A 10,058-nucleotide genomic window follows, 5' to 3' on the forward strand; every position below is an offset into this window, starting at 1 on the left:
AAGCGCGGTGCCGCTGCGCGGCATCCTTGACACGAAAACCAGACCATGGCCTTCGCGAGTGGTCGCCTTCGCTACGCAGCCGGCAGCACGGTCCCGCGGCATTCGCCGAAGCCGATGGGGGCGTAGCCATCGCGCGCGGCGCGGGCGCGGAAGCTCACCGTGTCGCCATCCTCGAGGAAGCGCCGCTCCTCGCCATTCGGCAGCCGCACCGGCTTCTGCCCGCCATAGGTCAGCTCCAGCAACGCGCCATAGCCATCCTCGCTGGGGGCGGAGATGGTGCCGCTGCCGAAGAGGTCGCCCGGCGCCAGCGCACAGCCACCCACCGTGTGGTGCGCCACCATCTGCGCGAAGGTCCAGTAGAGCTGGCTGGTACTGGCGATGGAGAGCCGGAAGGGGCCGCCCTGCTGCGTCTGCAGCAGCACCTCCACCGCCAGGTCCAGCGCGCCGCCCGCCTGGTCCGCCGCGTCCCACAAATAGTCCAGCGGCTTCGGGTCGCCCGCCGGCCGCGCCGGCTGGGCAATGCGGAAGGGCGCCAGCGCCTCCGGCGTCACCACCCAGGGGCTGATGGAGGTCTGGAAATTCTTGGCGAGGAAGGGGCCCAGCGGCTGCGCCTCCCAGGCCTGGATGTCGCGCGCCGACCAGTCGTTCAGCAGGCAGAAGCCGGCGATGTGCTCGGCCGCGCGGCCGATGGGGATGGGCGCGTCATTGCCCGGCCCGATCCAGATGCCGAACTCCATCTCGTAATCCAGCCGCAGGCAGGGGCCGAAGCTCGGCCCCTCCTCCCCTGGCAGCTTGCGCTGGCCCATCGGCCGCCGCACCGCGCTGCCGGAGACGCGCACGGTGGAAGCGCGGCCGTGATAGGCGACGGGGACATGTTTGTAGTTGGGCAGCAGCGGGCTGTCGGGCCGGAACAGCTTGCCGGCATTGGTCGCGTGGTGGATGCCGGCATAGAAATCCGTGTAGTCGCCGATGCGCGCCGGCAAATGCAGCGTGCAGGCGGCGATGTCGTACAGATGCGGCCGCAGCTCCGCCGCCTGGGCGCTGTCCGCTGCGAGCAGGCGGGAGAGCGCCGCCCGCAGTGCCCGCCGCGGCCCGGCGCCGAGGGCGAAGAGCGGATTCAGCACCTCTCCCGAGGCGGCCTCCGCCGCCCGCTCCGCCTCGCCCTGCAGCAGGGCGGCGATGGCGCCGAGGTCGAGCACCTTGTCGCCGATCGCGACGCCGCCGCGCTTCCTCCCGCCCGGCGGCGCGAAGACGCCGAGCGGCAGGTTCTGGAGGGGGAAGTCCGGATGCCCATTGGCGCTTTCGACGAAGCTCCGCAGCTTCGGGTCATGCGTCGCATCCATCATCCGGCTCCCGTGAAGCTCTTCGGCAATCCGTCCCAGCAGGCATCGTAGCTGGCCTGCAGCTCCGGGCACTCCATCGCGTATTGCGTGGGGCGGATCACCTGGCTGGTCTCGAACATGAAGGCCAGGGTGCCCTCGATCTTGTGCGGCGCCAGCTCCGCCGCGATCGCGCGCGCCGTCGTCGGCGCATCCGGGCCATGGGCGGACATGCGCGGATGCAGGGAGATGCCGCCGGGCAGGAAACCATCCGCCTTGCCGTCATAGACGCCCTGCACCAGCCCCATGCACTCATTCATCACGTTCCGGTGGAACCAGGGCGGCCGGAAGGTGTCCTCCGCCACCATCCAGCGTGGCGGGAAGATGACGAAATCCATGTTGGCCAGGCCCGGCGCCGTGGTCGGGCTGGTCAGCACAGTGAAGATGCTGGGGTCCGGATGGTCGAAGCTGACCGTCCCCATCGCGTTGAACCGCGCCGTGTCGTATTTGTACGGCACGTTGTTGCCGTGCCAGGCCACCACATCCAGCGGCGAGTGGTCGAGGATGGTGAACCACAGCGTGCCCTGGAACTTCTGCACCAGCTCGGTTGGCTCGTCCCGCTCCTCATACCAGGCGACGGGGGCAAGGAAATCGCGCGGATTGGCGAGGCCATTGGCGCCGATCGGGCCAAGGTCCGGCAGGCGCAGCGGCGCCCCGTGATTCTCGGCAATGTAGCCGCGCGCCGTGCCATCCGGCAGTTCCACGCGGAATTTCATGCCGCAGGGGATCACGGCGATCTCCCCCGGCGCGACCAGCAGCCGGCCGCATTCGGTGGCCAGCAGCAGCCGCCCCTGCTGCGGCACGATGAGCAATTCCCCGTCCGCATCCATGAAGACCCGCTGCATGGAGGCGGTGGCGCGATAGACATGGATGGTGACGCCGGAGATCGCCTCGGCCGGCGCCGTGGCGCCGATGGTGACGAGGCCGGCGACGAAATCCACCGGCGCCTCCGGCATGGGCAGCGGGTTCCAGCGCAGCCGGTTGGGGTTGGGCGGCGCCAGCTTGCCGCAGAGCATCCCGGCATCCAGCGGGCGGAACCGGCCATGCCCGGCGGAGGGGCGGATGCGGTAGAGCCAGCTCCGCCGCGCCTCCTGCCGCGGCACGGTGAAGGCGGTGCCGCTGAGCTGTTCCGCATAGAGCCCGTAGGGGACCTTCTGCGGGCTGTTCCGCCCCACAGGCAGGGCGCCCGGCAGCGCCTCCGTCGCGAATTCATTGCCGAAGCCGGATTGGGTGGCGAAATCCAGCCCGGTGTCGCCCGGGCGTGTCTGGACGTTCATCGGCACCTCCCTTGGATTGTGTGGTTATGGTCCCCTTCGGCAGTTAGTTTCAAGTGAAACTATCCAGCGTGCGACGGCGCGCGCTCTCGGGCGTGCGCCGGCAGCACGCCCCATCTGGTGCGCGCCGATAGTGCCCCTCTATCTCGCGCGCGCCAGCAGCCGCCTCGCCCGCTCCACCACCGGCAGGTCGATCATCGCCCCCTCGAAGGCCACCGCCCCCTCGCCGCGCGCCAGCGCCGCCTCGAAGGTGGCGATCAGGCGGCGGGCGCGGTCGGCCTCGGCCGGCGGCACGCCATATTCCTCGTTGATGATGGGCACATGCGCCGGGTGGATGCAGGCGGTGCAGGCGAAGCCCAGCTTGCGGGAGCGCTTCAGCGACTCCCGGTAGCCCTCCAGGTCGCGGAAATCGGCGAAGGCGCCGATGGAGCCCAGCGGCAGGATGCCGGCCGAGCGCGCCGCCGCCACCACCATCATACCATAGGGGTAGAGCAGGTCGGCCCCCGGCACCGCTTCCAGCTCGGTAGAGAGATCCTCCGAGCCGACGCCGAGCGCCGCCATGCGGGGATCCGCCGCGGCGATGGCGTAGAGGTTGGGCAGGGCCTGCGGCGTCTCGACGATGGCGATGAAGCGGGTGCGGCCGACCGCCAGGCCGAGCGCCGCCTCCCGCGCGCCGACCACCTCCGACAGCAGCTTGATGTGCTCCCCGCCCATCACCTTGGGCAGCATCAGCGCCGTCACCTCCGGCATGATGGCGGCGGCGATGTCGGACACGGCGAGCTCAAGCTGACGGTTGATGCGGACGGCCACCTCCGCCCCCGCCTGGCCGACCAGCTTCGCCGCCGCCGGCAGCGCGGCGCGCGCCGCCGCCTTCTCGGCCGGCGGGATGCTGTCCTCGAGGTCGAGGATGATGACATCGGCCCCGCGGGTATGCGCCTTGGCGACGAAGCGCTCGGCGGTCGCGGGGACGAACAACAGGGAACGCCAATTCGGGGTGGTCATGCCTCTTTCTCCTGCGCCGCGCCGCTCTCCAGCATTGCCGCGATCTCCTCGGCGCCATAGCCGGCTTCCGCCAGAATCTCACGGGTCTGCGCGCCGAGCTGCGGCGCTGGCCGCATCGCCTGCCGCATGCCGCCGCGGAAGGTGACGGGCACGCGGGTGCGGCGGATGCGGCCCTCCGTCGGGTGGTCCTCGAAGCCCCAGAAGCCGACATCGTTCAGATGCGGGTCATCCAGCAGGTCATCGATCGAGTTGTAGGGGCCCGCCGGCACATCGGCCTTGGCGAAGATCTCCAGCCATTCGGCGGTGGTCTTCTGCGCCAGCGCCTCCACCTGCACGGTGAAGAAGGCCGCGGCGTTCTCGGTGCGCGACAGCGCGGTGCGGAAGCGCGGATCCTCCTTCAGCTCCGGCCGGCCGATGGCGTCGAAGAAGGCGAAGGCCTGGCGGTTGTCGTTCGGGCGGATGGTCAGGTAGCCATCCTTGGTCGGCAGCGGGCGATAGTCCGGGGAGAGCAGGCGGTCATCGCCGCTCGGCCCCTCCGGCGGGTCGAAGGTCTTCGCGCCCAGATGCTCGCTGGTGACGAAGCTCGCCATGGTCTCGAACATCGGCACCTCGATGCTCTCGCCCGTGCCGGTCTTCTCCCGCCGGTAGAGGGCGAAGCCGATGCTCTGCGCCGCTACCAGGCCGGTGATGTGGTCCGTCATCACCATGGGGACGAAGCGCGGCTCGCCGATCGCCCGCTCGAAGGTGCCGGCGACCCCGGAAAGCGACTGAATGATCGGGTCATAGGCCGGGCGGTTGGCGTAGCGGCCATCCGTGCCGAAGGCGACGATGCCGCAATGGATCAACCGCGGGTTCAGCGGCCGCAGCGCCTCATGATCCAGCCCCGCCCGCGCCAGCGCCGCCGGGCGGACATTGGAGACGAAGACATCGGCCGAGGCGATCAGCCGCTTCAGCGCGGCGAGCCCTTCCGGTTCCTTGATGTTGAGAACGATGCTGCGCTTGTTGCGGTTGAAGTTGATGAACTTGCCGGACATGGCGGGGGTGCGGCTGCCGGCGGCGAGGTAGCGGAGGATGTCGCCCCCCGGCGCCTCCACCTTGATGACCTCCGCCCCCTGGTCCGCCAGCGTGCGGGTGCAGATGGGCCCGACCACCACCGTGGTCAGGTCCACCACCTTCACCCCATCCAAGGGCCCTGGCATCAGGCGAATTCGCAATCAAGCTGCGCGCAGAGATTCCCGTCCTTGTCCTGCACCCAGGCATTCACCTTGCCATCCTTCGGCGCATGGCCGCAGAGGGTGATGGTGTCCCCCACATAGATCGGCCGGGTCAGGCGAGCGGTGAAGCCGCGCAGCGTGCCGGGCGTGTTGGCCACCGCCGCGTCCAGCAGCAACTGCATGGTCAGGCCGCCATTCTGCACCGTGTTCGGGTAGCCCTCCACCTCGCGGCTGTAATCGGCGTCGTAGTGGATGCGATGGGCGTTCCAGGTGATGGCGGAGTAGCGGAAGACCAGCGGCGAGGAGAGATACTTTTCCACCCGCCAGGCGGCATCCGTCGGCGCCGGCACCGGGGCGCCGGTGCCGCTCTTCTCGCCCGGCTTCACCGCCTCGCGGTAGATGGCGTCGAACTCGTCCACCGCGATCACCTTCCCCTCGCGGCGGATGGTGTGGCGCATGGTCAGCACGGTGATGAAGCCGGTGCGCGCCTGCTTCGGCAGGATGGCAGCCACCTCGGCCGTCTTGCTCGCCACATCGCCGACCCGCAGCGTGTCGTGGATCGTCACCCGCCGGCCCGCGCCCATGCGCCGCGGCAGCGGGATGGGCGGCAGGAAGACCGCCGGGTTGGGGTGGCCGTCCGGGCCGATATCGCTCTGGCGGGCAACATCGGCGAAGAACAGGGTGAACCAGTGCGGCGGCAGCTTGTCGCCGTTCTTGAAGGCGGTCGGGTCCATGTCCAGCATGCCGGCGATGCGGCGCACGGCGGCGAGGCCCACATCCTCCTCCACCACGCGGGTGCGGCCCACCCAGGATTGCAGCTCGGGGCTCAGAGTCTCGGACATCGGGAATTCCTATTCGGCAACCAGGTTCAGGCGGCGGATCAGCGGCGCCCAGCGCTCGTGCTCCGCCTTCGCCAGCGCCGCGAAGGCGGCTGGCGGGTGCGGCGCCACGGCATCGGCGCCGACCCGCGCATAGCCGGCCTGCACGGCCGGATCGGCCAGCGCCTCTCCCAGCGCGGCGTTCAGCCGGGCCACCACCTCGGGCGGCGTGCGCGCCGGGGCGACCAGGCCGAAATAGCTGCCGCCGGTGAAGCCCAGAATCGTCTCCCCCATGGCCGGCACGCCGGGCCAGTCGGCGCGGCGCCCGGCGCAACTCAGCGCCACCGGGCGGATCTCCGGCTGGTCCCTCACCGTGGCGCCTTCCGGCAGGCCGATGCAACGGGAGAGGACGCGGCCGGAGAGCATGTCGGTCATCGCCTGGGTGCTCTGGCGATAGGGCACATGCACCATCTCGAGCCCGAGCCGCGCGCCGATATCCTCCATGATGAGATGCGTGCTGGCGCCGACGCCGGCCGAGGCGAAGGTGAAGCGGCCGGGGTTCTGGCGGATCCACTCCAGCACCGCGGCGAAATCCGCGCCGGGGACGGAGCGGTGGACCAGCAGCACGTTATAGGTGGCACAGAACTGGCCGACCGGGGCGAAATCCGTGCGCCAGTCATAGCCAAGCTGGCGGTAGAGCAGCGCGTTCAGGCCACTGTTCGTCGCCGCGGTCGCGACCAGCAGCGTGTGGCCATCGGCCGGGCTGCGCGCCACTGTCTCCGCGGCGAGGTTGCCGGCGCCGCCCGGGCGGTTGTCCGCCAGCACGGGCTGGCCGAGGGCGCGGGAAAGAGCGTCGGCGGTGACGCGGCTGACGATATCGGTCTGGCCACCCCCGCCATAGGGGATGACGAGGCGGATGGGCCTCTCGGGGAAGGCGGCGCGGGCAAGGCCAGGGGCCGCGAGGGCGGTGCCGAGCAGCAGGCGCCGTGTGGGGCTGGGAATCATGAACGTCTCCGGCGCGGATGCTAGACCACGCGCCGCCGCCTGCGAATGCCCCGGCGGGAGATGATTTCGCCGGCACGCGGTTTGCTCTAGTCTGATTGCAGTCTGGCCGCCTGCCCGCGAGGCCCGCCGCAGTGCCGGCGCGCCGCACTGACCAGCAGGCCACGGAAGACGCGGAAGAAGAGACAGGGCCCGGTGGGCCGGGAATGCAGGCCGCAGGACAGCGGCTCAGACCACCACCAGGGTGTTCATCGAGAAGGACTGGTCATGGCCCATCAGCTCGCCACGCCCACCGCGCCGCCCATCCTGCGCAATTCGGACCTCGACGCGGCCGCGGTGCAGCAGGCGCGCATCGACCTCGCCGCCTGCTTCCGCATGGCGGCGAAGCTCGGCCTGCATGAGGGGATCTGCAACCACCTGAGCTTCGTGGTGCCGGGGCGGGACGATTTGTTCCTGGTGAACCCCTATGGCTGGGCGTTCAGCGAGATCACCGCCTCCCGCCTCCTCATCTGCGACTTCCACGGCAATGTGGTGGCGGGCGAGGGCGTGCCGGAGGCGACGGCCTTCTACATCCATGCCCGCGTCCACAAGAAGGTGCCGCGCGCCAAGGCGGCCTTCCACACCCATATGCCGAATGCGACGGCGCTGGCGATGCTGGAGGGGCCGCCCCTGGTCTGGGCCGGGCAGTCGGCGCTGAAATTCTACGGCCGCACCCTGGTGGATGAGGAGTATAACGGCCTCGCCCTGGACGAGCAGGAGGGCGACCGCATCGCCGCCAGCATCGGCGATGCCGACATCGTCTTCATGAAGAACCATGGCGTCATGGTCGTGGGCCCCAGCATCGCCGAGGCATGGGACGACCTCTACTACCTGGAGCGGGCCTGCGAGGCGCAGCGCCTGGCCATGGCGACCGGCCGCAAGCTGAAGCCGGTGCCGCCGGAGATGGCGGCGAAGACCTACGCCCAGATGCGGGTGGGGGACCGGGAGAGCGCCCGGCTGCACCTGGAGAGCATCAAGCGGATCCTGGGGCAGGAGGCGCCGGAATTCGCGCAGTGAGCGGGGGCGCTGCCCGCCGGGGGGGAGTTCGTTCCCGGCTCCCATCTTGGGTTTGCAGGCCCGAAGCCTGACCCGAAGGGACGGCATCGCGTCCCAGAGCATGCTGCGTGAGCGCAAGCGAACACAGCATGCTCTAGGCCGTTGTTTTGCGAGCATCTTCACGCGTTCAGATGATTCCATCTGAACGCGATCTGCTCCAGGCAGCCAGGAGCCGGTCCCGCGGCAGCGTCAGCCAGGCGCGGGCGCCGACGCCGGGGACGGCCTCCAGCCGCAGCGCGCCGCCATGCGCTTCCAGCAGGGCGCGGGCGATCGCCAGGCCGAAGCCGAGGCCGCGCGTGCCGAGACCGGCGCCGGCCGCCAGATCCTCGGCCGGCAGGCCGAGGCCCTCATCCTCGATGACGATGGCCAGGCTGTCCGCCGTGACCACCGGGCGCAGATCGATCCAGTCCTCCTCCCGCGTGAAGCGGGCGGCGCGAGTCAGCACCTGCAGCAGGGCCCCGCGCAGGGCCCTGCGGTCGGCATGCAGCACCAGCCCGGCAAAATCCGGCGCCAGGCGGAATTGCCGCCGCCCGGGGCCGAGCTGGGCTGCGACGGCCGCCACCGCTTCCTCGAGCAAGGGGGCAAGCGGCAGCGGCGCCGGCGCCAGGTGGCGCGGCCCGGCCTCCGCCGCCAGGTACTCGCTGACATCATCGGCCAGTTGCAGCAGGCGCCGCGCCTCCGCCGCCCGGGCGGGCATGGCGGGGGCCTCGGCACGGCCGAGCAGCGCGAGCGCCACCGCCTGCACCTCCTGCCCCCATTGGCCGAGGAGCCGGTCACGTTCCGCAGCGCGGACCCGGGCCGATTCGGCCTCCGCCAGCGCGGCGCGGCGGCGCCTCTCCCCCCAGAGGATCAGCGCCAGGGCGAGCAGCAGGGCAAGAGGGATGAGCAGAAACGAAACGGCCGGCATCATCCCAGGATGAGGCCGGCCGGTAAATCAGGGGTAAAGACCCCGGGAGGCTCAGGCCGCCGCGGCGGCCTTCTTCGCCTGGGCGCGCAGGATGCGGCGCTTCAGGACCTGCGCCTCCTCCGGCAGGCTGCGGTTCGGCGTGCCGATCAGGAAGGCGTCGATGCCGCCATTGTGCTCGATCGTGCGGATGCCGTTCACCGAGAGCCGCAGCTTCAGCGGCGCCGCCAGCACGTCGGAGTAGAAGGAGGTTTCCTGCAGGTTGGGCAGGAAGCGGCGGCGGGTCTTGTTGTTGGCGTGGCTGACGTTGTTGCCCGTCAGCACACCCTTGCCGGTGATGGCACAGCGGCGAGCCATGAGGATCTTCCCGAAAACAGCCGGGCGCGCCGGGGGGCCGGCGCGCCGGGGATAAAACTGCAAGAGGCAGCGCATATGCCGCGGCGGCAGGCCGGCGTCAATGCGGCAGTGCCCGATTCCGTCGGCGCCTGTGGGAACTTGGCCGGAAACCAGTGGCTTCCGCCGCCCCGCCGCGCCGGGCGGCGCTCAGCCGGGCCCGTGCCCGCCGCCGGGCAACTGGTCCCGCATGTCCCGAAGCTCCCCGGATTCCACCGAGGCCAGGGCGTTGCGCAGCACCGCCGCGATCGCCCGGTCGTCCATGGTGCGGGCCAGCAGGCCGAGCGCGCCGCCGAGCAGGGCCGAGGCCACGGAAATCGGCGCGATCTTCTGGTCCATCATGTATTCGATGGCCTTGTCCACCACCGAGCCGGCATGGCTGAGGTCATCGGGTGCCACGCCCTCAGGGTCGAATTGCATATGGCGGCCTCCTGTCAGCCTCCGAGATAGGCGCTCCGGGCCCGCTGGGAAACCCCTCGCAAGTTCTTGCAATCCGGCGTTACCCGGGCGCCACGCCCATGCCGCGCCGGAGCTGGCGCAATGCCGTCAGGGCGCAGCGGCCACGTCCTCGCCCAGCCGCGCGCTGCGCGGCCGGGCGAGGTCTGCCGCAGCCTCGGCCGCCGCCGCCGCCTCGGCCATCGCCACCGCCTCGGACTGCCGCCGCCACATCTCGGCATAAAGGCCGTTGGCGGCGATCAGCGCCGCATGGGTGCCGCGCTCGGCGATCCGGCCATCCGCCAACACGATGATCTCATCCGCCTCCACCACGGTGGAGAGGCGGTGGGCGATGACCAGCGTCGTCCGCTCCCGCGACACCTGGCGGAGCGCCGACTGGATCTCCTGCTCCGTCCGCGTGTCCAGCGCGCTGGTCGCCTCGTCCAGGATCAGGATGCGTGGATCCTTCAGGATGGTGCGGGCGATGGCCACGCGCTGCTTCTCCCCGCCCGAGAGCTTGAGGCCACGCTCTCCCACCATGG

At 70.6% G+C, this 10,058-nt stretch carries 11 protein-coding genes; 1 reads left to right on the forward strand and 10 read right to left on the reverse strand.

Translation table 11 applies throughout. From position 1 onward, the window contains the following. Positions 1 to 71: 71 nt before the first annotated feature. The 6 genes from fahA to NJ376_RS22005 form a co-directional block, all read right to left on the reverse strand. On the reverse strand, positions 72 to 1,343 hold the full coding sequence (fahA, locus tag NJ376_RS21980; RefSeq protein ID WP_252955431.1) for a fumarylacetoacetase: 1,272 nt from the start codon (positions 1,341 to 1,343) through the stop codon (positions 72 to 74). Further along, on the reverse strand, positions 1,343 to 2,656 hold the full coding sequence (hmgA, locus tag NJ376_RS21985; protein WP_252955432.1) for a homogentisate 1,2-dioxygenase: 1,314 nt from the start codon (positions 2,654 to 2,656) through the stop codon (positions 1,343 to 1,345). The genes fahA and hmgA overlap by 1 nt, the downstream gene beginning before the upstream one ends. A gap of 138 nt (positions 2,657 to 2,794) precedes the next feature. Further along, the gene (locus tag NJ376_RS21990; RefSeq protein ID WP_252955433.1) at positions 2,795 to 3,655 is read right to left on the reverse strand and encodes an HpcH/HpaI aldolase/citrate lyase family protein; all 861 of its coding nucleotides are present in this window, start codon (positions 3,653 to 3,655) and stop codon (positions 2,795 to 2,797) included. Beyond that, on the reverse strand, positions 3,652 to 4,854 hold the full coding sequence (locus NJ376_RS21995; protein WP_252955434.1) for a CaiB/BaiF CoA transferase family protein: 1,203 nt from the start codon (positions 4,852 to 4,854) through the stop codon (positions 3,652 to 3,654). The genes NJ376_RS21990 and NJ376_RS21995 overlap by 4 nt, the downstream gene beginning before the upstream one ends. After that, positions 4,854 to 5,711, reverse strand: coding sequence for an FAS1-like dehydratase domain-containing protein (locus NJ376_RS22000; protein WP_252955435.1), 858 nt, complete (start codon positions 5,709 to 5,711; stop codon positions 4,854 to 4,856). The genes NJ376_RS21995 and NJ376_RS22000 overlap by 1 nt, the downstream gene beginning before the upstream one ends. A gap of 9 nt (positions 5,712 to 5,720) precedes the next feature. Next, positions 5,721 to 6,692, reverse strand: coding sequence for a Bug family tripartite tricarboxylate transporter substrate binding protein (locus NJ376_RS22005; RefSeq protein WP_252955436.1), 972 nt, complete (start codon positions 6,690 to 6,692; stop codon positions 5,721 to 5,723). A gap of 264 nt (positions 6,693 to 6,956) precedes the next feature. Here NJ376_RS22005 and NJ376_RS22010 point away from each other — a divergent pair, with 264 nt between their 5' ends. Continuing rightward, positions 6,957 to 7,745, forward strand: coding sequence for an aldolase (locus NJ376_RS22010; RefSeq protein ID WP_252955437.1), 789 nt, complete (start codon positions 6,957 to 6,959; stop codon positions 7,743 to 7,745). A gap of 166 nt (positions 7,746 to 7,911) precedes the next feature. Here NJ376_RS22010 and NJ376_RS22015 read toward each other — a convergent pair whose 3' ends face one another. The 4 genes from NJ376_RS22015 to NJ376_RS22030 form a co-directional block, all read right to left on the reverse strand. Continuing rightward, positions 7,912 to 8,691 carry a sensor histidine kinase gene (locus NJ376_RS22015; RefSeq protein WP_252955438.1) on the reverse strand — a complete coding sequence of 260 codons (780 nt, stop codon included), beginning with the start codon at positions 8,689 to 8,691 and terminating at the stop codon, positions 7,912 to 7,914. 51 nt (positions 8,692 to 8,742) lie between these two features. Then, on the reverse strand, positions 8,743 to 9,045 hold the full coding sequence (gene rpmB, locus NJ376_RS22020; protein WP_252955439.1) for a 50S ribosomal protein L28: 303 nt from the start codon (positions 9,043 to 9,045) through the stop codon (positions 8,743 to 8,745). Positions 9,046 to 9,231: 186 nt separating this feature from the next. Then, on the reverse strand, positions 9,232 to 9,501 hold the full coding sequence (locus NJ376_RS22025; protein ID WP_252955440.1) for a hypothetical protein: 270 nt from the start codon (positions 9,499 to 9,501) through the stop codon (positions 9,232 to 9,234). A gap of 126 nt (positions 9,502 to 9,627) precedes the next feature. After that, positions 9,628 to 10,058: ATP-binding cassette domain-containing protein (locus NJ376_RS22030; protein WP_252955441.1), on the reverse strand; the 431-nt coding region annotated here is incomplete at its 5' end.

The organism is Siccirubricoccus soli, from assembly GCF_024178315.1.
In the GTDB taxonomy this organism is placed as follows: domain Bacteria; phylum Pseudomonadota; class Alphaproteobacteria; order Acetobacterales; family Acetobacteraceae; genus Siccirubricoccus; species Siccirubricoccus soli.

Bases quoted from the DNA above. Each gene is read 5' to 3' on its own strand.
- NJ376_RS22015 (WP_252955438.1), bottom strand. From the start codon at position 8,691: ATGCCGGCCGTTTCGTTTCTGCTCATCCCTCTTGCCCTGCTGCTCGCC.
- NJ376_RS22025 (WP_252955440.1), bottom strand. From the start codon at position 9,501: ATGCAATTCGACCCTGAGGGCGTGGCACCCGATGACCTCAGCCATGCC.
- hmgA (WP_252955432.1), bottom strand. From the start codon at position 2,656: ATGAACGTCCAGACACGCCCGGGCGACACCGGGCTGGATTTCGCCACC.
- NJ376_RS22010 (WP_252955437.1), top strand. From the start codon at position 6,957: ATGGCCCATCAGCTCGCCACGCCCACCGCGCCGCCCATCCTGCGCAAT.
- NJ376_RS22005 (WP_252955436.1), bottom strand. From the start codon at position 6,692: ATGATTCCCAGCCCCACACGGCGCCTGCTGCTCGGCACCGCCCTCGCG.
- rpmB (WP_252955439.1), bottom strand. From the start codon at position 9,045: ATGGCTCGCCGCTGTGCCATCACCGGCAAGGGTGTGCTGACGGGCAAC.
- NJ376_RS21995 (WP_252955434.1), bottom strand. From the start codon at position 4,854: ATGCCAGGGCCCTTGGATGGGGTGAAGGTGGTGGACCTGACCACGGTG.
- NJ376_RS22000 (WP_252955435.1), bottom strand. From the start codon at position 5,711: ATGTCCGAGACTCTGAGCCCCGAGCTGCAATCCTGGGTGGGCCGCACC.
- NJ376_RS21990 (WP_252955433.1), bottom strand. From the start codon at position 3,655: ATGACCACCCCGAATTGGCGTTCCCTGTTGTTCGTCCCCGCGACCGCC.
- fahA (WP_252955431.1), bottom strand. From the start codon at position 1,343: ATGGATGCGACGCATGACCCGAAGCTGCGGAGCTTCGTCGAAAGCGCC.